Genomic DNA, 22,500 nt, shown 5'->3' with positions numbered 1-22,500 from the left:
CATGGTGCGCCTCGACATCGACCTCGCCTTCTCGGAGCACGAGGAGGGGGCGGATGCCGACACCCCGCCGTTCGAGGGCACGATCACGGCCGCGGGATCCGAGGTGCGCATCGTCGTCAGCGACCCCTCCCGACTGCCGGGTAATGGCCGGCGGACACTGACGGAGCTGTCCACGGTCGCCGACGCCCTGGCATCCCGAGGCATCTCGGTCAAGGTGGAGGGGCCGGACGGTCCGATCCTGCACCTCGGCGATGTGAAGAAGAGCGCTCTGCAGCGGGCGATCACGGGTTCGCGGCACATCCGGTTGGGATCGGTCGGGGCTGTCGCGCCGCTGTTGACGCGACGCAACAAGGGGCAGGCGCTGACCTTCCCCATCCCGCCGGAGACGCCGTTCCCGCTGGTGCCGACGGTCAATCGCACCGTGCGCCGACGCATCACCACGACGCACTACACCCCCGGCTCGGGGCGTCCGCGGCTCATCTTCGCCGTGGGCGACGCGACCTGGGACGGATCTCGCCCCCGCGAGTTCGACCTGCTGCCGACCAAGACGGTCATCGGATCCGGCGACGAGGCCGACCTGCGGCTGCCGGGTCTCGCGCCCGTGCACGCCGAGATCCGGCACGAGGGCGACGACGAATACGTGCTGTACGGCTTCGACGTGGTCGGCGGCGGCGGGGCGCGCGAGCAGGGTCCGGGCCGCGACGGCGGCGGGCGGATCCTCCGCACAGGCGCCCGCATCGAGCTCGGCGACTGGCGGCTCGCCTACTTCCGCGCCGAGTTCGCCGACCACGGCCGTCCGTACGGTGGCCGCATCGGGGGCGAGCTCTCACGGCAGCGCAGGCAGCCGCCACGCGGCGGCAGCGGTCCACTCAGCCGCGCGGGCGAACCCGACTGAGGCGGCGCCGGGCGGGTCGGGCGCGTGCCGCTCGGTCGGCCCGGCGGCGTCCGGCCGGGTGCTCCGCGGGCGCGCGCGTTCGCGGTGGTCCGGCGCCGCGCGCGTTCGCGTTCGTCCTGGCTCCTGGCTCCTGGCTCCGGGCTCCTGGCTCCTGGCTCCTGGCTCCTGGCTCCTGGCTCCGGGCGCCGGGCGCCGGGCGCCGGGCTCCGCGCTCCGGGCGCCGGCGGTTTCGCCGAGATCACATCCGATCGCCGAGACGACAGGCGATTGCGGTGAGAACGGTGTGATCTCGGCAGACACGTGTGATCTCGCCGCCGAAGCCGAAGCCGAAGCCGAAGCCGAAGCCGGAGCCGGAGCCGAAGACCGGCCCACCCGGTGCGTCAGAAGACGATCGTGTGGTTCCCGTCGCGCAGCACGCGGTCTTCGGCGTGCCACAGCACAGCGCGCGCGAGCACCTGGCGCTCGACGTCGGCGCCGCGGCGGGCGAGTTCGGCGGCGGAGTCGGCGTGGGTCACGCGCACGGTGTCCTGCTCGATGATCGGGCCCTCGTCGAGGTCGCTCGTGACGTAGTGCGAGGTGGCGCCGATGAGCTTGACGCCGCGTTCCTTGGCCTTCTTGTACGGCTCCGCGCCGATGAAGGCCGGCAGGAACGAGTGGTGGATGTTGATGACCGGCACGCCGATCTTGTCGAGGAAGTCGGGCGAGAGGATCTGCATGTACCGCGCCAGCACGATGAAGTCGACGTTGCCGACGAGCAGCTCGAGGATGCGGGCCTCGGATGCCGACTTGTCGGGCCCGGGCGTCGACGGCACGTGGAAGAAGGGAACGCCGAAGGATCGCACGTCGTCGGCCGAGGTGGTGTGGTTCGACACGACCATCGAGATGCTGACGGGCAGGTCACCGCGACGGTGGCGCCACAGCAGGTCGAGGAGGCAGTGGTCCTGCTTCGACGACAGGATGGCCATGCGCTTCGGCGTCGACAGGTCGGTGAGGTTCCACTCGAGCTCGAAGCCGTCGCCGAGGGTTCTCGCGAGGTCGGCCTCGATCTCGGGCATGGCCGCGGGCAGGTCGGGACGGTGGAACACCACGCGCTGGAAGTACGCGCCGCCGCGAAGCTGGTCGGAGTACTGGTCGAAGGCGACGACGTTGCCGCCCTGGCGCGCGATCAGGGCCGAGACCGCGGCGATGATTCCGGGGGTGTCCTTGCCGTGCACGATGAGGCAGGCGTGATCGGGCTGCAGGTGGGGGCTCGCGGAGACCATCGGACCATTCTGCCGTGCCCGGATGACGCCGCCGACCACGCGTCTGTGCGCCGTGTCACAGCCGCACGACCACCTTCCTCGCCGAGACGCCCGCACGCTGCCGATCAAGCGCCCCCTGCAGGGTGTCGAGGCCCGTTCCGACCACCAGTGGCGCGGGTACCGGGCGGAGGGCCCCCGCGGAGACGGCGCGCGGAACGACCTCGCCCCACAGGCGGGGTCCGACCTCGTCGTCGCGCAGGCTGCTCCCCCACACGAACCCTGCGCGGATGCCGGAATGGCGGGCGCGCAGTGCCGATCGCGCCGTCGCGAGGCCGATGCGCGAGAAGACGGGGATCATCGCGGGGAGGAGGCGGCGACGGCCCACCAGGTCGGCGAGCGAGATAGGGGTGCTGGCCATGGCCAGCCGCGTCCCGCCGGTGCGGCGCAGGACCTCGATGCAGGCGTCGGTCGACCCGGCGCCCAAGGCGACCGCTCCCGCGACGGGGCGGGAGCCGATCGCGGCGACGAGGTCGTCCACTGCCGTGGGTGCGTGATGATCGGCCCCGTACTCCGCGCCGAGGTCGCGCACCAGGTCGGCGTTGCGGGCCGACGCGGTGGTGACGACGTCGTATCCGGCGGCGCGTGCGAGTTGGATCGCGTTCAGCCCCACACTGGTCGATCCGCCCCAGACCACCACCACCTCGCGTGTTCGCGCGTCGCCCTGCTCCGTCGGCATCCGGAGTCCGAGGTGGGCGGGTTGGAACAGCGCGCAGGCGGCCGTCGAGAGGGCGAGGGGGAGCACCGCGGCCTCGTCGTCGGTCCAGGCGTCGGGAGTGGGGGCGGCGAGGCGTTCGAGCAGGACGGAGTACTCCTGGAACGCACCCTCGCGCACCGCGTCGCGCCCGCGATCCGTGCCGGTCGCGAGCCCGAACACGCGCTGGCCGACGTGGAAGCGCGTGACGTCCGAGCCGATCGCGACGACCTCGCCCGCGATGTCGGAGCCGAGTACCGCGGGGGTGTGCAGCCAGCGGTAGGTGATGCGGCTGGTGCCCTGGACGACCCAGTCGACGGGATTCACCGCCACGACGCGCACGCGGACCAGGATCTCGTCGCGAGCCGGTTCGGGGGTCGCTGTCGGTCGCACGGCGAGGCGGGCGCGGGGAGTGGGCATGACGGCCGCGAGGTGGGAGGACATGGAGACCTTTCGGCAGTGATGACACGCAGTGTCCTCACTATACGACCTGATGACACCAGGTGTCTTCGTTTATGCTCGACCGCATGGGCAGATGGGCTCCTGACACCAGGGAACGGCTGCGCGAGGCCGCGCTCGACCTGTTCCGAGAGCGCGGATTCGCCGCCACGACGGTTCCCGACATCGTCGAGCGTGCGGGAGTCACGCGGCGCACCTTCTTCCGCCACTTCAGCGACAAGCGGGAGGTCTTCTTCGGCGACGACGAGATCCCCCGGCTCGCGACCACCCTCCTCGCGGCGGCCCCCGCGGAGGCGCCGGCTTTCGATGTCGCCTGGGCCGGTCTGCACGCGCTCGCCGCCGACCGTTTCGAGCCCCGGCGCGCGCAGATGGTCGTTTCCCGCCGGATCATCGAGACGGAGCCCGCCCTTCGCGAACGCGATCTGCAGAAGCAGGCCGATCTGCGGGAAGCGATCCGCGAGGGGTGCGCCGCGCGCGGCGTCGACCCGCTCACGGCCCGCGTCACCGCCGGGGTCACGGTCGACCTGCTGCAGACCGCGCTCGAGCAGTGGCTCGCCGACGACGCGGGGCAGCCGCTGGTCCGGCACCTCGACGAGGTGCGGCGCCGCATGGCCGGCGTGCTGGGCGGGGTGCCCGGGTCCGCGTCCGGTGTCGGTGGTCCCCGTTAGCCTGGAACACGTGACCAGCACCCTCCGCCTCGACCGGCCGGGTTGGCGCACCTGGACGCTGTGGATCGTCGGCGTGCTCGCCTACGTCGTGTCCATCATCAACCGCACGTCGCTCTCGGCCGTCGGTGTGGATGCCGCGGTGCGCTTCGACGCCGACGCCTCGGCGCTGTCGATGTTCGCCGTCATCCAGCTCTTCGTCTACGGCGCGATGCAGATTCCCGTCGGGCTCCTGCTCGACCGGTTCGGCGCGCGCCCGATGATCGCGATCGGCATGGTGCTGATGGCCGCGGGGCAGCTCGTCATGGCCTTCGCGGATGCCGTGGGGATCGGCATCCTGGCCCGTGTGCTCATCGGCGCGGGCGACGCGATGATCTTCCCGAGTGTGCTGCGTGTGATCGCGACGTGGTTCCCCGCGCAACGTGCGCCGGTGCTCGTGCAGCTGACGGGCATCATCGGTCAGCTCGGACAGATCGTCGCGGTGGTGCCGCTCGCAGCGCTTCTGCACGCCACGAGCTGGAGCATCGCGTTCGGCAGCGTCGCGGGTCTCGGGGTGCTGTTCGCCGTCCTCACGTACGCGATCATCCGCAACCGTCCGCCGGAACGCCGGGACGACCCCGTCGACACCTCCGTCGACACGCAGACCGGCGCGATCAGGGTGGTGCGGTCGGCGCCCGATCTGCGCCAGGGCTTCCGTGAGTCGTGGGCGCACCCGGGCACGCGTCTGGGCTTCTGGTCGCACTTCGCGACGCCGTTCGCGGGAACGGCCTTCATGCTGTTGTGGGGCTTTCCCTTCCTCACTGCGGGGGAGGGGTTGGAGCCGGCGACGGCGTCGCTCGTGATGACCTCGCTCGTCCTGTTCAGCATCCTGAGCGGTCCGGTCATCGGGGCGCTGTCGAGCCGGCATCCGACGCGCCGTTCCCGCTGGCTGGTGCTGCCGACGGTCGTCTTCCAGGCGGTGGTCTGGATCGTCGTCATCGCGTGGCCGGGGCCGGCGCCGGCGTGGCTGCTGGTCGTGCTGATGTTCGCGTTGTCGACGGGCGGTCCGGCGTCCATGATCGCGTTCGATCACGCCCGCACGTTCACCCCCAGCCACCGCCTCAGCACGGCGACCGGCATCGTCAACGGCGGAGGCTTCCTCGCGGCGCTCCTCGCCATCCTCTTCATCGGTATCGCCATGGACGTCCAGGGGGCGGGGACGCCCGACACCTACACGCTGGACGCGTTCCGTCTCGCGTTCCTCACGCAGGTCCCCCTGTGGCTCGTCGGCGGGATCGCCATCGTCATCGAGCGCGGCCGCACCATCCGGCACGTGGGCGGCGTGCTCCCCCGCTGACGCAACGACGACGGCGTGCCCCGTCGAGCGGAGCGCGCGTGTCAGCCGCCGGTCACCCGCTGCCAGAGGTCGACGACGATCGGCACGATGTCCGACGCCCGGTCGGCGGAACCGACGGCGACGGCGATGAGGGGGAACACCGTGACCGCGAGGGCGACGATCACCGCGATGATCGCGAGGGTCCACGACATCCACGGACGGCGCCGTGTGACGGCCAGCAGCAGGGCACCGGCCACGACCAGCAGGCCGAGCAGGGTCACGCCGGTGACGCTGCCGAGGGGGAAGGGCACGAGCCCCGCCGTGCTCGCCGTGGTCGCAGCGAGGAAGCCCACCAACGGCAGGTAGAGCGCCAGCGCGATGATGGCCGCGAGAGCGGCGCCGACGCCGGTAGCGACGTACACGCCACGGGGCCGGCTCGCGCGCGAGGAGGATACGCGCCTCACGAGAGTACCCCGGACGAGGTCCCGCGGCGGTCGATGAGCGTGGTTGCCATGTCGTTGTCCTCTCCTCGGTGACGCTGTCGTTCGCCTGCACCAGTGAGACGCGCCGCGGCGGTGAAACGTCACGCGGGAACGGCGCCTGCGGGAGGAGTCGGCGGTGCGAGACTCGACGCATGAACGCGATCGGCATCCGCACCCTGGACGACGTCGACGGCATCCACGAGGCCGCTCGCGTCCTCGACGAGGTGTGGGGCGAGCGGGGCACGATGCCGGCGAACATCCTGCGGGCCCTCGAGCACGCGGGCAACTATGTTGTCGGCCTGTTCGACGGCGACCGGATGATCGGTGCCTCGGCGGCCTTCTTCGGTCCGCCCGCCGAGAGGTCGATGCACTCGCACATCACCGGCATCCTGCCCGGCCACCAGGGTCGCGGTCTCGGCCGTCAGCTGAAGGAGCATCAGCGTGCCTGGGCGCTCGAACGGGGCGTGGGGCACATCACCTGGACGTTCGACCCGCTGGTCGCCCGCAACGCCTACTTCAACCTCGCGGTGCTCGGCGCTCGCGCGACGGAGTACCTCGTCGACCACTACGGGGCGATGGCGGATGCCGTGAACCGCGGCGACGAGTCGGATCGGCTCATGGTGAAATGGGCGCTCGCGGAGCCGCCCGGGCCGAGGCCGACGGATGCCGAGACCCTCGCCGTCGTGGCCGTACCCGCCGACATCGAAGCCCTCCGTCGGAGCGACCCCCCGGCCGCCGCCGAGTGGCGCCGGCGCATGCGCGACGATCTCGGCGGGCACCTGGCATCCGGTCACCGGATCGGCGGCTTCGACCGCCGCGGCTACCTGATCGTGAGGTGATGCGCGGGGGCGTCGCATCGGCTCGCCCCCGCACGGTCACTGCTCGCTGATCGGCACGTCTTTCTCCGCCGCCGGGTCTCCCTGGCCGGGTCCCGGACGCACCGCGGCGTCGTCGCGCACGTCGATGCGCGTGACACCGTCGTGCTCGCTCACGTCGAAGCGCGGGGCCGCGTCTTCCTCGGTCGCCTTCGGGGCACTCGTGAGCTGGTCGTGGCGGTTCTCTTCGAAGCTCTTCTCGTCGCTCATCGTTCTCACTCCTCGCCGGCCGAACGCCAGGCGTCCGACTCCATGTGCGAGCCCGCCTGCGGGCCCATGTGCAGCATCCCGCCGTCGACGACCCAGCTCGCGCCCGTCACGTACGAGCCCGACGGCGACGCGAGGAAACGGATGACGTCGGCGATCTCCTCGGGCTTGCCGGGGCGGCCGAGGGGGATGCCGGGGCGGTGGATGCGATCGGCGTCCTCCGCCGACATGTCGTTGATGGGGGTGGCGATCTCCCCGGGGGCGACGGCGTTCGCCGTGATCCCGTACTGGCCGAGCTCGAGGGCCATCGTCTTGATCAGACCGCCGACGCCGTGCTTCGCGGCGACGTACGGTGCCGATCCGACGCGCGGCTGGTGCTCGTGCACGCTCGACACGACGATGAGCCGTCCGCCGTTGCCGGCCTTCACCATGCGCCGGGCCGCGGTGTGCAGGGCGAGGAACGCGCCGTCGAGGTTGAGCGAGATGTCGGTGCGCCAGGTGTCGAAGTCGAGGTCGAGAAACGAGCCGCCGATACCGCCGCCGGCGTTGTTGACGAACACGTCGAGACCGCCGAGCTCGTCGGCCATGGCGTTGACGGCATCCGGGACCGCGTCGAAGTCGGTCGCATCGAATTGCGCGACGGTCGCGCGCGACCCTCGGGCACGGACTTCGTCGGCGACCTTCTCGGCGCCGTCCTTGTCGGAGTGGTAGGTGATCGCGACGTCGAGACCGGCGTCGGCGAGGGCGAGGGCGGTGGCCGCGCCGATGCCCGAGTCGGATCCGGTGACGATCGCGTGGCGGGGGGTGAAGTCGTCGCTCATTTTCCCGACGGTACGCGCGCGGCTTCCCGCCGCCCGCGGCCTTGCCACGGCCCGGCGCGGACGTTACGGTCGCGGTCCGACCCCGCTACCCTGCCCCCATGCCCCTCACCCGCTCCGCTTCGCCCGTGACCCTGGATGCCGTGGAGCTCCGCGTGCTGCAGATCCCCCTCGTGTCGCCCTTCACGACGTCGTTCGGCACCGAGACGGTGCGGGAGGTCATCATCGTCACGGCCGAGACGCCCGACGGACGCGGGTGGGGCGAGGTCGTCACACAGTCGGAGCCGTCGTACTCCAGCGAGTACACGCAGGGCGCGTGGGACGTGCTCACCCGCTTCCTCGCCCCGGCCCTGTTGCAGCGCCGCACGCTCGCGCCCGAAGAGGTCGGCGGCATCCTCGACCGGGTCATCGGGCACCGCATGGCCAAGGCGGGTCTCGAGCTCGCCGTCATCGACGCGGCCCTCCGCGCCGAGGGCCTCAGCTTCGCGCGGTACCTCGGCGCCGAGAAAGACAGGGTTCCCTCGGGGGTCTCGGTCGGCATCCAGCGCGATCCCGCTGCCCTCGTCGACGCCGTCGGCGGCTACCTCGATGAGGGGTACGTGCGCATCAAGATCAAGATCAAGCCCGGTCGCGACGTCGACGACACCGCCGCCGTGCGGGCGGCGTTCGGCGCGATCCCGCTGCAGGTCGACGCCAACTCGGCCTACACGCTCCAGGATGCCGAACTCCTCGCCGAGCTGGACCGCTTCGAGCTGCTGCTGATCGAGCAGCCCCTGCAGGAAGACGACCTGGTCGATCACGCCACCCTCGCGAAACGCCTGACCACCCCGGTGTGCCTCGACGAATCGATCGTGTCCGACAAGGCCGCCGCCGACGCACTCGCGCTCGGGTCGGCAGCGATCCTGAACATCAAGGCCGGACGTGTCGGCGGGTACCTCGAGGCTGTCGCGATCCACGATCGCGCCCGAGCCGCCGGCATCCCGGTCTGGTGCGGCGGCATGCTCGAGACGGGGATCGGACGCGCCGCCAACGCCGCCCTCGCCGCGCTCCCGGGTTTCACGCTACCGGGCGACATCTCGGCATCCGCCCGCTTCTACGAACGCGACATCGTCACCGAGCCGGCCGTGCTCGAAGACGGGCACGTGCGCGTGCCCACCGGCCCGGGCCTCGGCGTCGAGATCGACGCGGCGGCGCTGGAGGCCTTCACCGTGCGCCGCGAGCGGATCACGCGGTGAGACGGACCCGGCACGACGCCGGCGGACGTCACGGCCTCGGCGAGACCGATCGCGATGACGTGCCGTGGGGCCGGCCGGCCGTGGACGGCATCCCGATCCCGCCTTTCGCGGAGGCCGCGGCCCACCGCACCTACCTGCGGTCGTTGCAGACGTTCGTGCTGCTGCTCGACGCGGGCGACCCGTCGGCAGCGACCATCGCGCTCGCCGCCGCCCTCGAGGCCGAGGTTCCGCGGGCGGCCACCGAGGCCCCGCGCTTGTCGTCGCTGGCGCTCGGCGTGAGCATGTCGATCTTCTTCCCGGCGCCCTGGACTCCCGAGGCGCTCGCGCTCGCCCTCGACGGGTCCGGCTACGGCACGCCCATTCGCAGCCGGGGCGGCTGGTCGTGGGGCGGCGATCCCGATTACACGGCGACGCGCGGTCGGCCGGGGTGGCGGATCGAGCGCCAGGAGCGCGGGTCGCGCACCTACGCGACGCTGCCGGACGACGGCGACCTGGTGCTGCTGTGGATGGACATGTTCCGAGGCCGCTTCCCGTATCCGATCGCGCACACACCCGCCGGCTCCGTGCCCCCGCCCGAGGCGCTCGCCGCGGCCGCCCGGGCGACCCTCGCCGCCCACTCCGTGAACGTCGTGATGCCGTATCTCCAGACGTGGCGGTCGGAGCGCGATCGCGCGCGCGACGGCGGGCCGGGCGATACCGGCCCGCTTCGATAAACTGGATGCCGCGCACTCGCGCACGATCCCCACATCTTTGCGACCATTGGAGCCACCGTGGCCGAACAGTCCCGCCTCGACAAGGTCATCGCCCTCGCCCGCCATCGCGGGTTCGTGTTCCAGGCCGGTGAGATCTACGGCGGTTCGCGTTCGGCATGGGATTACGGCCCCCTCGGTACGGAGCTGAAAGAGAACATCCGCCGCCAGTGGTGGCAGACGTTCGTCCGCGGCCGCGGCGACATGGTGGGCCTGGACTCGAGCATCATCCTGCCGAAGCGCGTGTGGGAGGCCTCGGGCCACGTCGCCACCTTCACCGACCCGTTGGTCGAGTGCCTCAGTTGCCACAAGCGCTTCCGCGCCGACAACCTCATCGAGGACTTCGAGGCCCGCAAGAACCGCAAGGCCGAGAACGGTCTCGCCGACGTGCCGTGCCCGAACTGCGGCACCAAGGGCCAGTACACCGAGCCCAAGTCGTTCTCGGGTCTGGTCAAGACCTACCTCGGCGTCGTCGACGACGAGTCGGGCCTGCACTTCCTGCGCCCCGAGACCGCGCAGGGCATCTTCGTCAATTTCTCGAACGTGCTCACGGCATCCCGTCGCAAGCCTCCGTTCGGTGTCGGCCAGGTCGGCAAGGCGTTCCGCAACGAGATCACGCCCGGAAACTTCATCTTCCGCACGCGCGAGTTCGAGCAGATGGAGATCGAGTACTTCACCCCGCCCGCCGAGGCGAACGAGTGGTTCGAGCACTGGGTCGAGGCGTGCTGGAACTGGTTCATCGAGCTGGGCATCGACGCCGACAACATGAAGCGTTTCGACGTGCCCGAAGACGACCGCGCGCACTACTCCGCCGGCACGATCGACGTCGAGTACCGCTTCGGCTTCCCGGGCAAGGAGTGGGGCGAGCTGATGGGCGTCGCCAACCGCACCGACTACGACCTCAAGAGCCACTCCGAGGCGTCGGGTCAGTCGCTCACGTTCTTCGACCAGGCCTCGGGCGAGAAGTACACGCCGTACGTCATCGAGCCCTCGTTCGGTCTGACGCGCGCGATGATGGCGTTCCTCGTCGACGCGTACCGCGAAGAAGAGGTGCCCAACGCCAAGGGCGGCACCGACACCCGCACGGTGCTCAAGCTCGACCCGCGCCTCGCGCCCGTGAAGGTGGCCGTGCTGCCGCTCTCGCGCAACGAGCGCCTGTCGCCGCTGGCGCGCGAGGTCGCCGACACCCTGCGTGCCGCCGGGTGGAACATCGACTTCGACGACGCCGGCGCCATCGGCCGCCGCTACCGCCGTCAGGACGAGATCGGCACCCCGTTCTGCGTCACCGTCGATTTCGACTCGCTCGACGACAACGCCGTGACGGTCCGCGATCGCGACACGATGGGCCAGGAGCGCATCGGTCTCGATGCCCTGCACGGCTACCTCGCGGAGCGCCTGCGCGGGGCCTGACCCCCGACGAACGACCGGATGCCGTCGCCCGAGGGTGGCGGCATCCGTCGTTCCCACGGGCCGCGGAGCGCGCGACGTCGCCGCCTCGGCTGCCACACTGAGCACGGGGCGAGCGAGGGGAGCACGAATGAAGCCACAGCCGGATGCCGAGCGCCCGACGCCGCGGCGCAAGCGACGGCGTCTCGCCGTGTCCGCCGCGATCATCGTGGGCGTCGCGCTCGTGGTCACCGCGGTCTTCTCCCTCACCCCGTGGCCGTCGGCGATGATCGTGCGCGCGGTCTTCGAGAAGAACGGCGCCGACACCGTCGCCGAGATGCAGCGCCACGTTCCCGACACGCCGCTGCGCACCGAGCTCGGCGTGCCGTACGGCGACCAGCAGGATGCCGCGGGCGGCGGTGACACGACCCTCGACCTCTTCACCACGGCCGACGAGGGGGAGAGACGCCCGGCCGTCATCTGGATCCACGGCGGAGCCTGGGTCTCGGGTTCGTCGGCCAACGTCGACCCGTACCTGCGCATCCTCGCCTCCACCGGCTACACCGCGATCGGTCTGAACTACAGCCTCGGCCCCGAGCAGGTCTACCCCACCGCCGTGCGCCAGATCAACGACGCCCTGGCCTACATCGACGCGCACGCCGACGACCTCTCGGTCGATCCGGACCGGATCGTGCTGGCCGGCGACTCGGCGGGCGCGCAGCTCGCCAGCCAGCTGGCCGCGCTCACCACCGACAGCGAGTACGCCGACCTGCTCGACGTCGCACCGGCGCTCTCGGCGTCGCAGCTCGTGGGGGTCGTCTTGAACTGCGGCATCTACGACCTGCGGTCGATGGACGACCTCAACGGCCTGATCGGGTGGGGGTTCTCGTCGTCGCTGTGGGCGTACACCGGCACCAAGGACTGGTCGGTCGAGAGCGCGGGCGCGACCATGTCGACGATCGACTTCGCGGCATCCGGATTCCCGCCGACCTACATCAGCGGAGGCAACGGCGACGGCCTCACCTGGCTGCAGGGTATCCCGATGGCGCAACGCCTGCGGCAGCTCGACGTCGATGTGACCACGCTGTTCTGGCCGGCGGATCACACCCCCGCCCTGCCGCACGAGTACCAGTTCCGCCTCGACCGGCCCGAGGCGCAGCAGGCGCTGACCGAGACACAGGCGTTCCTGGCCAAGGTCGCACCGCTGCCCGTGGGCTGAGTCCTTCCGGCCGCCTGGACGTCGGGTGGGGTTCCGTTTCAGCCGAGGTGTACCGCGGTACCGCCGCGCGCGGTGGCGGCCGCCTCGATCAGACGGACGCCGATCACACCCTCGGGCTCCCAGGTCGTGAAGCAGTCCGTCGACCAACGGGCATCGGCCGTCACCGCGACGGTGCCGTAGATGCGGGCGAACTCCGCCGGCGCAGGGACGAGTCGCGGGCGCAGCACGGTCAGCACGACCCGGTCGATCATCACGACCTGGGCCGCGGCGCCGTCGTCGAGCGGGCGGATCTCCACCGGGGTCGCCGCGAGTTCTTCGGGCGTGAGCACGGCGGACACGGCGTCCGCGAGCGCCTCGATGTCGATCGGATCGCGGGTGAAAGCGACGCTACTGCGGGGCACGATTCCTCCTCCGTCGTGTCAGGGGTGGATCATCGGCGGCGGCAACAGCGACGTGCGCAGCAGCCTCCGCCGTGCTCGCCGGAGGGACCGTCGCCTCGCCGGTCACTGCCACCGCGGTCGTGGCATCCGCCGACGGCACACCCTGGTCCGCCGGTTCCTCCAGGTCCGCCTCGCCGGCGACGAAGTTCGCCACCTGCATGAGCGTCGGCCGGTCGCCACGGCGGGCGAGGCGCCCGCGTCCGGCGATCATCGGCTCGGCGTACAGCTTCGGCAGCAGCGCACCCTCGGAGCGGTCGCCCGACATGATGAGCGTCGTGCCGCCGGTGTCGCGGATGCCCTGCAGCGCCAGATCGAACATCGCCCGCGACGCGCCGGCGACCGGGCGACTCACGACCACGTTCAGCCGCAGGTCGCGCGCCGACGCCAGGTAGGGCAGCAGGGGGCGCAACGGCTCCGTGCCGCCGGCGGCGAGGATGTCGAAGTCGTCGGCGACCACGAGGATGCGTGGGCCCGAGTCGCGGTCGCTCTGCCGCTTCTCGAGCTCGACGGCGATCGACTCCGCCAGCAACCGCGCCTGCCGACCGGAGGTCGCGTGCCCGCCGAGATAGGCGTCGGGGATCTCGGATGCCAGGTCGCCGCGGGCGTCCATGAGGGCGACGACGAGTTCCTCCGGCGAGTGCCGGTCGACCGCGCCCTGCACGATGCCCCGAAGCACCGTCGTCTTGCCGCACCGGCTGTCGCCGAGCACCAGCAGGTGCGGGTCGCGGGTGGCGATGTCGAGGGTGACGGGCTGCATCGTGTCCTGCCGCAGGCCGAGGGGTACGGCATCCGGTTCGTCGATCGCGTCGGGAAGGTCGGCCGGATCCAGGACCTCGGGCAGCAGGCGGATCGGTGCCGCTCCCTGGCCGCCCCAGCGGGCCGCGCTCTCGCGGGCGAGCCGCTCGAGGGCTTCTCCGGTGTCGCCGTCGTCGACCTCTTCGAGCAGGGGCAGGGCGACCTGGGCGAACAGTTTGGCGTCGGTCAGCACGCGGCCCGGCTCATCGGCCCGGAGCGTCGTCGACAGCTTGCGGGCGATCTGCGAGTCGGCCGGGTCGTTCAGTTTGAGTTCGAGACGGGTACCGATGAGCCCCTGCAGATTCATGCGCAGTTCGTTCCAGCGCGAGAGGGCGACGACGACGTGGATGCCGAAGCTCCCGCCGCGCTCGAGCAGCTGGCCGAGCGGTGCCTCGAGGTCTTCGAAGTCCTGTCGCAGCGCGCCGAGGCCGTCGACGAGCAGCACGACGTCGGCGCTCGGCAGATCGGGGAGGCGCCCGGCCGCATGCTGCCGGCGCATGTCGGCGAGCGAGTCCAGGCCGTGATCGCGGAACACGCGCTCGCGCACGGCGAGCATGCCCGTGAGCTCCTCGAGCAGCCGCATGAGCCGTTCCCGGTTGCCGCGCGTGGCGACACCGCCCACGTGCGGGAAGGGCTCGATGCGCGCGAGCCCGCCGCCGGTGAGGTCCATTCCGTAGATGCTCACCTGGCGCGGCGAGTGAGTGAAGGCGAGTGAGGCGGCGAGGGTGCGCAGGAACATCGAGCGCCCCGACTGGGGTGCACCCGTGATCGAGACGTGTCCGCCCGAGCGCGTGAGATCCAGCATCCAGGGCCCCTGCGTCTGGGTCGAGGGGTCGTCGAGCAGGCCCATCGGTGCGCGCAGCGTGCCGGCGCCGTCGGCCTGCGGCAGCACTCCGCCGAGCGTCAGCACGGGTGGCAGCGGTGGCAGCCATACCGGCCGGGTGCGGGCGATGCCGCGTGCCAGTTGCGAGGTCGCAGCCTGCACGAGTGTGCGACCGGTGGTCGGCGTCTCGGGCTCGGAGCTGTCGAGATGCGCGTCTTCGGGGGTCTCGTCCGGGAGGTCGTAGGCACTGAGCGGCAGCACGGGCGGGGCGTCGTCGTGGCGGGGCCCCGACTCGACGGTGTCGGGGACGGGGCCCGAGACGTATCCGGCGCGGAATCGCGTGTAGACCGAGGTGTCGACCTTGAGGTAACCGAAGCCGGGGATGGCGGGCAGGTGGAACGCATCGGGGGTGTCGAGTACGACGGCCGATTCCGACTCCGAGAACGTGCGGAGGCCGATGCGGTACGACAGGTAGGTGTCGAGACCGCGCAGGCGCCCGGCCTCGATGCGCTGGCTCGACAGCAGCAGGTGCACGCCGATCGAGCGGCCGATGCGCCCGATCGTCAGCAGCAGTTCGACGAAATCGGGCTCGGCGGTGAGCAGCTCGCCGAACTCGTCGATGACGAGGAACAGGTGCGGCAGGGCGGGGAGCTCCGGGCGGTCGCGGCGTAGCTGCCGATAGTGACCGATGGATGCCGCGTTGCCGGCATCTTTGAGCAGACGCTGTCGACGCACGACCTCGCCCTGGATGCTGGCGCGGGCGCGCTCGGTGAGCTGGGGGTCGTCGGCGAGGTTGTCGATGATGCCCGCGACATGCGGGAGTCGCGCGAAGGGCGCGAACGCGGCCCCGCCCTTGTAGTCGACGAGGATCATGCTGAGATCGTCGGGCGCGTGTGTCAGCGCGAGACCCAGGATGAGCGTGCGCAGCAGTTCGCTCTTACCGGAGCCGGTGGCGCCGATGCAGATGCCGTGCGGCCCCATACCGAGCTGTGCCGATTCCTTCAGGTCGAGCAGCACCGGTCCGCCGCGGTCGTCGACGCCGATCGGCACGCGGAGGAACTCCGCGGCGCTGCGGGTGCGCCAGGCGGCGGCGGTGTCGATGGCATCCACGTCGGCCACACCGATCAGCTGCGTCACATCGGGGGCGAGGGTGGTGCCGGTCTCTTCGGCCGAGGTGCGGCGAAGGCGCAGGCCCGCGAGGGGACGCGCGACGATCTCGAGGGCGGCGGGGGTGAACGCATCGATCCGGATGCCGTCGACGGCGGCCTCCCCCGACCCCGGTGTTTCGATGGTGGCGACGCCACCGTCGACGGTGACGCGGACGGCGACCGTCGTCGGCTCCTTGAGCCGGTCGTCGACGAGGTGCACGACCGTGACGCCCAGCGCCGTGAGGTCGAGGGCGGCATCCAGACGGGGGACGGCGGATGCCGCGTGGTCGGCCTCGTCGACGAAGACGACCAGTCGGCCGGGTTTGGTGCGTCGGCCCGCGCGGCGCGAGGCGGCGGCGGTGGCGACGCGGTCGCGCAGCTCGTCGCGCAGCAGTGACAGGAGCCCGTCGAGGCTCGGCGCGATCCGCCGCGCGGTGACGGCTCCGGCGGGAGGCGTGTCGCCGGTGACGTGGGGGAGCAGGTCGAAACCGTGCCAGTCGTCGCGCTGCGCGGGGGCGACGGCGAGGGCGACGTGCACGTCGTCGGGGGAGTGGAACGCGGCGATCTGCGCGGCGAGGGCACGGGCGACGCTCAGGGTGTCGCGGCGCGCGCCGACGAGAGAGACCTGTCCGCCGCGCTCGAGGTCGACCGTCGCCGGCATCCCCTGGGAGACGCCCGCCAGGCGCACCATGCGCTCGGCCGACTCGCGCATCACGGGGTCGAAGGGTTGCACGGGGTTCTGCTCGGGCGGCAGTGCGACGTCGACGGCCCGCAGGTCGCCGGTGCCGATACGGGTGCGCAGGAAGTCGGCGTCGCCGGGGCGCCGCTCCCAGCGGCGGGCCGGGTCGGCCGCGATCTCGACGAGCGTGCCGGGAGCGGGATGCAGCGCGAGCGCCCTGCTGCGCTGGGTGTCGGCCGTGCGGCGCACGTCTTCGCGCGTCTCCTCGAGGTAGTCGAGGTAGCGCTCACGCTGCACGCGGCGCTGGCGGGCGGCGTTGCCGCGCTGGGTGAGGGCCATGCCAAGACCGCCGACGAGGGCGACCACGAGGATGACGGCGCCGACCACGACCATGATCGGGTTGTTGCGCAGCAGCACGATCATCGTGATCGACGAAAGGCTGCCGACGATCGGCAGCAGCGACTGCAGCGGGAAGCCGGTGTTTCCCTCGCCGATCGGCGGCGGCGGGGCGAGGATCACGTCGGGAGCGGGCTCGACCGCTTCGCTGATGCGGGCCGGACGGTGAACGATGCGGACGGTCACGCGGGCCTCCCCGTCGCCCCCACCACGGAGGCCGCGAGGCGGATGACCGCGAGGTGCGTGACCGAGCGGCGCGCCCGCCCGCCCGCGGCGAGACCCGCGTCGAACGGGAGGGGCAGCACCACGTGGTCGGCCCCGGTGGCGATCGCGCGCGCGACGCCGTCGCCTTCGCGCGCCTGGTCGACGAGGGCGAGGGCGACCGACGGCGATTCGGGCAGAGCGCGCACGGCCTCGACGACCGAGCGGGCGTGTTCCGCCGCGGCCCGGCGGGCGTCGCTGACGAGGCAGACGACGTCGCACAGCGCCGCGCACGCGGCGAGATCGACCACCGGATGACGCGTTCCGAAATCGGTGACCGCGACGTCGAAGAACCGGGCGATGGGCGCCGCTTCGCCGAGCCACGCGCCCACCGCGTCGTCGGTGTCGCGGGGACGGAGCGCCACGATCCCGTCGCGCTCGGCGAGCCCGCTCAGGGCTTCGGCGGTGGTGCGTGCGGCGGCTCGCGTCTCGTCGGGCGCGACCGGGGCCCTGCCCAGGCGCCCGGCGAGACCGGCGGCCCCGGTCGAGACGTCGACGGCGAGCACCGGCTCGCCGCGTCGCCCGGCGATCGCGAGAGTGAGCTGGTGGGCGACCGTACTGGTGCCGGCGCCCGGTGCGAGCGACATCACGCCGACCCGCCGCGTCGTCGACAGGCCACCGCGGATCGCGGCGTCCCATTCCGTCAGCCGAACACGGCCGTTGGCACCGCTGCCGAACACCGCGTTCGACACCGCACGCAGGTCGAGCACGCTCACGAGCGTCCGCCGAACATGCCGAGCAGATCGGCGTAGACACCCAACGCCCCCACGAGCAGCGGCACCAGCGAGACGACGGCGAGGGTCTCGACGACGTTGCCGAGGCCGCGCAACCGCGCCCGCACGTGCGGGCGGGGCCGTACCAGCACCATCGTGGCGATCAGAGCGGCCAGCACGATCGCGGCACCCGCGCCGACCCATCCGAGGCCGTCCGACAACAGCACCGTCAGACCCGCCACGGCGATCGCACCCGCGGCTGCCCAGAGCAGCCAGCCCTGCCAGCGCAGGGGGAATGCACGCGTGCGGAGGGTGGCGACGAGGAAGAACGCCAGGGCGAGCAGTTCGGTCCAAACCGTGCCCGAGAACGCGAGCGCGACGCCGGCGACCCCGAGAACGGATGCCACGGCCCCCACGCTCCACGTGAGCGCCGCGTACGCCTCGTCGATGGCGGCGAAAGCGCGGGGACGGGCGGGCGGGGCGCCGTCCGCGGCGCGCTGGTCGAGGTCGGTGAGTCCGGCGGCCGATAGGGCGATCCAGGGCAGCGGGCCGGTGGCGAACGCGGCGATGACGCCGGTGATGGCCGCGGCGGCCACGGCATCCACCCCGCCGAGGACGAGCCCGAGCAGCAGTGACGACAGCACCGCGCCCAGTGCTCCGCCGGACGCGGCGCCGCGACGGCGGTGCGCGACGCCGGCGCCGAGGAGGGCGACGGCGAATCCGGTGGCCAGTGCCGCAGCGATACCCCCGACGAGCGCGGCGTCCGCGGCGAACCCGTGCGATGCCAGGACCGTCGTCGTCGCCGCTCCCACGGGCAGCGTGAGGCCGGCGGCACCCGCCGACACGCACGTCGACAGACGGCGGAGCCCGCCGAGGCCGAGGCCCGTGGCGACGGCCACGAGCACCACGGCCGCGACCAGCGACGCGAAAGCTGCGACGGTCGGCGACGACCACGGCGACAGCAGCCCCGCGACGGCGAAGGCGGCGGCGATCCCCATCCCGCCCGCGACGGCCCGAGCCCGCTCGTCCCACCGGTCGGGACGGGCATCGTGCGCATCGGCCGCGGCGTCGGTCACGTCGATCACCACGGGCGGTGGCGGTGCGGCGTCCAGGCGCACGAGGCGCACGAGGGAGCCGTCGACGAGATCCAGCTGGTGAGGCGTCAATGCGATGTCGATCTGCTCGCCGTCGGGCGCGATCACCGCCAGCGGCCGCTCGACGGTGCCGGCTGTCTCACCGAGCAGGTCGAGCAGGCGCGGCAGTGCGGCGCCGACAGGCTCGCCGCTGGGGACGACGACCTCGGCTCGACGCTCCGAACCCGAGACGGTCAGGCGGGTGTAGATGCTCACGGGGTGACGGCTCCGGTCGGGGTCTGGATGGAGGTGCTCGTCTGCGCGCGCTCGGTGAGCAGCTGCGACACGAAGGACACGCCCACGCACGCGGCGCAGGCGATCGCGGCGACGACGATGGATCCCATCAACCGCTTCATGTGATCGTTGACGGTGCGCCGCTCGCCGATGTGGCCGTAGACGAGGGCGGCGCCCAGGCGCATGCGCTGGATCTTGGCCTGCTCGATGAGAACCGTGTCGCGCTGGTCGGGCATCAGCGGGCTCCTTCCCGCGCGATGAGCTGGGCGCGCACCTGCGGCGCGAGATCGAGCAGTTCGGCGAGCCGCGTCGGATCCACCGTCGCCAGCACCTCGTTCAGGCGCGTCCATCCGCCGCCGTCGACGGATCCGAGCGGCAGCAGTACGCTCGGGAGCCGGGGGCTGCCGACGGTCGTGCCACCGACGTCGTCGATCCAGCGCTTCGCGTCCATGCCCAGGGCTCGCACGCCCACGGGCCCGATCAGCAGCACGAGGGGCTCAGGGTGGGGGGCCGCGGTAGCGCGGCGGGCGAGGTCGGGGGCGCCGATCGCCGCGAACGCGACGCCGATGAGCGGAAGCCCCACGGTCGCCGCTCGCGCCAGGAGTTCACGGGCCTCGGCCGTCGCCGCCGTTCCCGCGTCGCGCCCCACCCCGGGGACCGCGGCCCACACGCGCGTGGTCTCCTCGAGTCCCTCGCTGGTGCGGGCGGCCTGGATCGTCGCGATGACCGCGCGCTCGCTGCCCCCGACCGCGGTCCAGTGGCTGTCGAGGGGGACCCGCCGCCGTGAGCGCTCGGTGAGGTCGTCACGGTCCCAGGGGGCGAGGAGCGGTTCGACGGCGCCCCACGCCGCCGGTCCCGCCCCGGTGAACAGCGCGACAGCCGCCTCGGCGACCCCGCCCATCCGCACCGGGCGGGTCACGCGGTGACGCGTCGACACCGTCGCCACCACCTGCAGACTGGATGCCACCTGCGCCCGCACGAACAGGGGGTGCACGTTCTCGGGCGTCGGCGTTCCGGCGGTGAGCGCGTCGGCCGGAGCGTCGAGGCGCACGCCCGTGCGGGCATCGTAGAAGCCGTCGTCGCGGGCGCGGACGACCCAGTGGCCCTGCACCGACGACAGCACCTGGGCCAGCGGTTGCGTCATGCGCGAGTGCTCGCCCGAGACGATGATCGGGCGCAGACCCTGGGTGGCCGTCTTGTGCAGCCAGTCGCTCGTCGCGGTGGTGAGGGCGATGATCGGCACGCGCGTCTCGGTGCCGACCCAGCCCGGGCCGGCGGCATCGACGAGGGGGTGGTCGACGGTTGTCATGCGGCATCCCGGACGGTCAGCGTGCGGTCACCGATCTCGAGGACGACACCGGTGGGCACGGGGGTGCGTTGGTGGGGGAGGAGGGGAGTGGACGCCCCGTCGCCGCGAACGAAGGTGCCGTTGGTCGAGCCCAGGTCGATGACCCATACCTGCCGGCCGTCCCACTCGAGGCGCACGTGCGACTTCGAGAGCGTGCGCGACATATCGGCCCAGCGGTACACCTCGGCCGGGGCGTCGGCCGGGGCCGAGGGCGCCCGACCCAGGATGAGGGCGGTGTCGAGGGGAAGGCGTTCGCCGGAGTCGAGCAGCAGCGTCGGCACGCTTCCGCGCCGGGCCCGGCCCGGGGCTGCGGGGGCGACCTCGGGGAAGCGGAAGGGCGCGATCGCCGGGGCGAACGGGTCACGACCGCGGCGCAGGTCGACCATCGCGAGCTTGCCGGACACCAGTGCCCACACGGCCGCGCCGCCCGCAGCGGCACCCGTCGTCCGGCGGACGATGCGCGCGTCGACGGTGGCCGTACCGAGGGTGCGTCCGGTCCGCCCCAGCAACCAGACGGCAACGGCGAGGAGGCCGATTGCGGCGATGACGAGGAGCCACCCGAGAGCGGACGGACCCGTCACGATGACGACGATCCCGCTGGCGAGAAGAGCGAGCGGCATGACGATGTCGAGGGCTGAAGCGCCGACGATCTTTCCGGCGCGGGCGCGCTCGGTGAAGACGAAGGGGTCCACGTCGGCCAGGCGTGATGCTTCCTGCATGCTCGTCACGGGTGCCTCCTCGACCTTCCACCATAGGTGGGTCGCCGCGGTGCTGCCGAGTTGATGCGTCCCTTGCGTGGACAACTCACGGCGCGGCAGAATCGCGCACTCACGAGCACGTCTGCCCCTCCGCGTCCAGGCCGGGACGCGGAGGGATCCAGGCTCGATCCCGTCTCCCTCGCGCAAAGCCGCAAGGGAGCGCGACGCGACCGCGCCGCGGCCGACGCGGGGAGAACTGCGGGCATTCAGGCGACGAGCTGATCAGCTACGAGCTGCGTATCGCCGAGTTCAGTCCCCGGAATGCCGGAGACTTCGAAGACGCCGTAGTCCACCATGACGGCCGACAGTCGGCTGGCGGTCTCGGGGTCGTCGGTCAGGAGTTGGGCGCGTACCGCGCCGTCGTACTGTTCGAGCACGCGCAGGGGGACGCCGCCGAGAGTGGCCGTGAACCCGAGTTCGTAGACGTCGCAGGCCACGAGGGGAACGGTTCTCGTCCATGCGCCGATGCGCACGGGGGACCACTCCGCGGAGGTCTGCTCGACATACGAGGTGAGTTCCACCTGGTCGCCGTGGACATCCGCGGCGAACTCGGTCCCGTCGTGGACCGCGCGCGTGCCGAAGAAACGGCTGGATGGGTGCCATTCCTCGACCGGCGGTTGATCTGGGAGCGCGGTCCACCCGCGCGCCGCTCCACCGTAAGCCGCGAGGAGCTCTTGTTGACCGTCGTCGGAGATCCGCCAGAGTTCGGCGCCGGGAGAGTAGCGCGTGGTCGACATGCTCCACACCGGAACGATCGCTTCGTCGACGGGACGAAGGAAGCCGAGCGGGTAGGACGGCCACGGCCGCTCCACCTGCGGTGGCGCGGTGAGGGTCGCGCACACGGGGACCTCGAAGCGGACGACGTCGACGTGACCGGAAGGATCCGACGGCCAACCGTATGCCTCCCGGAGAGCGTTGGCTGTTCGCAGCCCCGTCGCGTCTGCGGCTGCCACGACATGCCCCCCGACCTGCGCGTAGCCGCGCTCGCGGACGAGCTGAGACATCCCGGGGTGCAGGAGCTTCTGCAGGACGGCCCTCATGGGCTCACCATCGGGTGTCGTGTCGATTCGACGTGCACGTCGCCCACGTCACTCGGTTGCGCCAACGCCGACCACCCGTCGTTCTGGTTTCCGTCGAGTCCCGCGGCGAGAGCCTCGTCCGGCGTGGTGCCCGCGTACCAGACCCTGACCATTCCGCGGCGGAGGCCTGTCCTGATCCGCTCGCCCACCGTGACGGGCACACCGTGCCAGGTGCCGGTGACCTCCTGCGCGAAGCGAGCGGAGATCACCCGCCGCGGGAGTTTCACCCACGGATCCTGGGGGTCGTCGTTCAACTCGATCGCGTCAGGGAAAGCCTCGCGGGTCGGCGCGTCGTCCGTGACGAGGCGGACGTAGTCGTCACCACCGGAATGCCGCGAGTAGCGCTTCCCGCGGTACTCGAACTGCGTCTCGCTTACGGGAATTGTCGACGACATC

22 protein-coding genes are annotated in these 22,500 nt (G+C 71.9%); 8 read left to right on the top strand and 14 right to left on the bottom strand.

All coding sequences use genetic code 11. The annotated features are described in order from the left end of the window. Position 1 precedes the first annotated feature (1 nt). Complete coding sequence (locus tag ASF76_RS01510; RefSeq protein WP_055951907.1) at positions 2 to 895, top strand: FHA domain-containing protein; 894 nt, start codon at positions 2 to 4, stop codon at positions 893 to 895. A 380-nt stretch (positions 896 to 1,275) separates the two neighbouring features. On the opposite strand, the gene purU is transcribed toward ASF76_RS01510, so the two are convergent. Next, on the bottom strand, positions 1,276 to 2,157 hold the full coding sequence (gene purU, locus ASF76_RS01505) for a formyltetrahydrofolate deformylase (RefSeq protein ID WP_055951905.1): 882 nt from the start codon (positions 2,155 to 2,157) through the stop codon (positions 1,276 to 1,278). A gap of 55 nt (positions 2,158 to 2,212) precedes the next feature. After that, the gene (locus ASF76_RS01500; RefSeq protein ID WP_055951901.1) at positions 2,213 to 3,331 is read right to left on the bottom strand and encodes a zinc-binding alcohol dehydrogenase family protein; all 1,119 of its coding nucleotides are present in this window, start codon (positions 3,329 to 3,331) and stop codon (positions 2,213 to 2,215) included. Positions 3,332 to 3,414: 83 nt separating this feature from the next. Between ASF76_RS01500 and ASF76_RS01495 the strand changes: the two genes are divergently transcribed. After that, positions 3,415 to 4,014 carry a TetR family transcriptional regulator gene (locus tag ASF76_RS01495; RefSeq protein WP_055953311.1) on the top strand — a complete coding sequence of 200 codons (600 nt, stop codon included), beginning with the start codon at positions 3,415 to 3,417 and terminating at the stop codon, positions 4,012 to 4,014. A gap of 10 nt (positions 4,015 to 4,024) precedes the next feature. Next, a complete protein-coding gene (locus ASF76_RS01490) occupies positions 4,025 to 5,347 on the top strand; it encodes an MFS transporter (protein WP_055951898.1) in 1,323 nt (440 codons plus the stop codon). Positions 5,348 to 5,388: 41 nt separating this feature from the next. Here ASF76_RS01490 and ASF76_RS01485 read toward each other — a convergent pair whose 3' ends face one another. Further along, entirely contained in the window at positions 5,389 to 5,748 is a 360-nt protein-coding gene (locus tag ASF76_RS01485; RefSeq protein WP_235561205.1) for an MFS transporter permease, read from the bottom strand. Between the two features lie 212 nt (positions 5,749 to 5,960). On the opposite strand from ASF76_RS01485, the gene ASF76_RS01480 reads away from it, so the two are divergent. Further along, the gene (locus ASF76_RS01480; protein ID WP_055951892.1) at positions 5,961 to 6,647 is read left to right on the top strand and encodes a GNAT family N-acetyltransferase; all 687 of its coding nucleotides are present in this window, start codon (positions 5,961 to 5,963) and stop codon (positions 6,645 to 6,647) included. A gap of 36 nt (positions 6,648 to 6,683) precedes the next feature. Here ASF76_RS01480 and ASF76_RS01475 read toward each other — a convergent pair whose 3' ends face one another. After that, positions 6,684 to 6,893, bottom strand: coding sequence for a hypothetical protein (locus tag ASF76_RS01475; protein ID WP_055951889.1), 210 nt, complete (start codon positions 6,891 to 6,893; stop codon positions 6,684 to 6,686). A 5-nt stretch (positions 6,894 to 6,898) separates the two neighbouring features. After that, positions 6,899 to 7,711: an SDR family oxidoreductase gene (locus tag ASF76_RS01470; protein ID WP_055951885.1), complete on the bottom strand. Its 813-nt coding sequence runs from the start codon at positions 7,709 to 7,711 to the stop codon at positions 6,899 to 6,901. A gap of 98 nt (positions 7,712 to 7,809) precedes the next feature. Here ASF76_RS01470 and menC point away from each other — a divergent pair, with 98 nt between their 5' ends. The 4 genes from menC (at position 7,810) to ASF76_RS01450 (ending at position 12,297) form a co-directional block, all read left to right on the top strand. Next, a complete protein-coding gene (menC, locus tag ASF76_RS01465; protein ID WP_055951882.1) occupies positions 7,810 to 8,943 on the top strand; it encodes an o-succinylbenzoate synthase in 1,134 nt (377 codons plus the stop codon). Next, complete coding sequence (locus ASF76_RS01460) at positions 8,940 to 9,656, top strand: hypothetical protein (protein ID WP_055951879.1); 717 nt, start codon at positions 8,940 to 8,942, stop codon at positions 9,654 to 9,656. Before menC ends, ASF76_RS01460 begins: the two co-directional genes overlap by 4 nt. A gap of 57 nt (positions 9,657 to 9,713) precedes the next feature. After that, positions 9,714 to 11,102, top strand: a complete 1,389-nt coding sequence (locus tag ASF76_RS01455) for a glycine--tRNA ligase (protein ID WP_055951875.1) — start codon at positions 9,714 to 9,716, stop codon at positions 11,100 to 11,102. A 127-nt stretch (positions 11,103 to 11,229) separates the two neighbouring features. Continuing rightward, the gene (locus ASF76_RS01450) at positions 11,230 to 12,297 is read left to right on the top strand and encodes an alpha/beta hydrolase (protein ID WP_055951872.1); all 1,068 of its coding nucleotides are present in this window, start codon (positions 11,230 to 11,232) and stop codon (positions 12,295 to 12,297) included. 38 nt (positions 12,298 to 12,335) lie between these two features. On the opposite strand, the gene ASF76_RS01445 is transcribed toward ASF76_RS01450, so the two are convergent. The 9 genes from ASF76_RS01445 to ASF76_RS01405 form a co-directional block, all read right to left on the bottom strand. Beyond that, positions 12,336 to 12,698, bottom strand: a complete 363-nt coding sequence (locus ASF76_RS01445; protein WP_055951869.1) for a hypothetical protein — start codon at positions 12,696 to 12,698, stop codon at positions 12,336 to 12,338. Beyond that, a complete protein-coding gene (eccCa, locus tag ASF76_RS01440; RefSeq protein WP_082484787.1) occupies positions 12,685 to 16,764 on the bottom strand; it encodes a type VII secretion protein EccCa in 4,080 nt (1,359 codons plus the stop codon). The genes ASF76_RS01445 and eccCa overlap by 14 nt, the downstream gene beginning before the upstream one ends. Continuing rightward, positions 16,761 to 17,549, bottom strand: coding sequence for a hypothetical protein (locus ASF76_RS01435; RefSeq protein ID WP_235561204.1), 789 nt, complete (start codon positions 17,547 to 17,549; stop codon positions 16,761 to 16,763). Before ASF76_RS01435 ends, eccCa begins: the two co-directional genes overlap by 4 nt. A gap of 2 nt (positions 17,550 to 17,551) precedes the next feature. Continuing rightward, positions 17,552 to 18,901, bottom strand: a complete 1,350-nt coding sequence (locus ASF76_RS01430) for an EsaB/YukD family protein (RefSeq protein WP_055951863.1) — start codon at positions 18,899 to 18,901, stop codon at positions 17,552 to 17,554. After that, complete coding sequence (locus ASF76_RS01425; RefSeq protein WP_055951860.1) at positions 18,898 to 19,155, bottom strand: hypothetical protein; 258 nt, start codon at positions 19,153 to 19,155, stop codon at positions 18,898 to 18,900. Before ASF76_RS01425 ends, ASF76_RS01430 begins: the two co-directional genes overlap by 4 nt. After that, complete coding sequence (locus ASF76_RS01420) at positions 19,155 to 20,228, bottom strand: DUF6177 family protein (protein ID WP_055951857.1); 1,074 nt, start codon at positions 20,226 to 20,228, stop codon at positions 19,155 to 19,157. The genes ASF76_RS01425 and ASF76_RS01420 overlap by 1 nt, the downstream gene beginning before the upstream one ends. Further along, positions 20,225 to 20,986 carry an FHA domain-containing protein gene (locus tag ASF76_RS01415; RefSeq protein ID WP_235561229.1) on the bottom strand — a complete coding sequence of 254 codons (762 nt, stop codon included), beginning with the start codon at positions 20,984 to 20,986 and terminating at the stop codon, positions 20,225 to 20,227. Before ASF76_RS01415 ends, ASF76_RS01420 begins: the two co-directional genes overlap by 4 nt. A 245-nt stretch (positions 20,987 to 21,231) precedes the next feature. Further along, positions 21,232 to 22,065 (bottom strand): hypothetical protein, encoded by an 834-nt coding sequence (locus tag ASF76_RS01410; RefSeq protein WP_055951851.1) that lies wholly within the window; start codon positions 22,063 to 22,065, stop codon positions 21,232 to 21,234. Beyond that, on the bottom strand, positions 22,062 to 22,499 hold the full coding sequence (locus ASF76_RS01405; protein WP_055951848.1) for a hypothetical protein: 438 nt from the start codon (positions 22,497 to 22,499) through the stop codon (positions 22,062 to 22,064). The genes ASF76_RS01410 and ASF76_RS01405 overlap by 4 nt, the downstream gene beginning before the upstream one ends. Position 22,500: the final 1 nt, after the last annotated feature.

Source organism: Microbacterium sp. Leaf151, assembly GCF_001424225.1.
GTDB lineage: Bacteria > Actinomycetota > Actinomycetes > Actinomycetales > Microbacteriaceae > Microbacterium.
The sequence above is the reverse complement of the archived record's forward strand: the minus strand, read 5'-3'. Positions and strand labels throughout refer to the sequence as shown.

Bases quoted from the DNA above. Each gene is read 5' to 3' on its own strand.
- ASF76_RS01510 (WP_055951907.1), top strand. From the start codon at position 2: ATGGTGCGCCTCGACATCGACCTCGCCTTCTCGGAGCACGAGGAGGGG.
- purU (WP_055951905.1), bottom strand. From the start codon at position 2,157: ATGGTCTCCGCGAGCCCCCACCTGCAGCCCGATCACGCCTGCCTCATC.
- ASF76_RS01500 (WP_055951901.1), bottom strand. From the start codon at position 3,331: ATGTCCTCCCACCTCGCGGCCGTCATGCCCACTCCCCGCGCCCGCCTC.
- ASF76_RS01495 (WP_055953311.1), top strand. From the start codon at position 3,415: ATGGGCAGATGGGCTCCTGACACCAGGGAACGGCTGCGCGAGGCCGCG.
- ASF76_RS01480 (WP_055951892.1), top strand. From the start codon at position 5,961: ATGAACGCGATCGGCATCCGCACCCTGGACGACGTCGACGGCATCCAC.
- ASF76_RS01475 (WP_055951889.1), bottom strand. From the start codon at position 6,893: ATGAGCGACGAGAAGAGCTTCGAAGAGAACCGCCACGACCAGCTCACG.
- ASF76_RS01470 (WP_055951885.1), bottom strand. From the start codon at position 7,711: ATGAGCGACGACTTCACCCCCCGCCACGCGATCGTCACCGGATCCGAC.
- menC (WP_055951882.1), top strand. From the start codon at position 7,810: ATGCCCCTCACCCGCTCCGCTTCGCCCGTGACCCTGGATGCCGTGGAG.
- ASF76_RS01450 (WP_055951872.1), top strand. From the start codon at position 11,230: ATGAAGCCACAGCCGGATGCCGAGCGCCCGACGCCGCGGCGCAAGCGA.
- ASF76_RS01425 (WP_055951860.1), bottom strand. From the start codon at position 19,155: ATGCCCGACCAGCGCGACACGGTTCTCATCGAGCAGGCCAAGATCCAG.
- ASF76_RS01420 (WP_055951857.1), bottom strand. From the start codon at position 20,228: ATGACAACCGTCGACCACCCCCTCGTCGATGCCGCCGGCCCGGGCTGG.
- ASF76_RS01415 (WP_235561229.1), bottom strand. From the start codon at position 20,986: ATGCAGGAAGCATCACGCCTGGCCGACGTGGACCCCTTCGTCTTCACC.
- ASF76_RS01410 (WP_055951851.1), bottom strand. From the start codon at position 22,065: ATGAGGGCCGTCCTGCAGAAGCTCCTGCACCCCGGGATGTCTCAGCTC.
- ASF76_RS01405 (WP_055951848.1), bottom strand. From the start codon at position 22,499: ATGTCGTCGACAATTCCCGTAAGCGAGACGCAGTTCGAGTACCGCGGG.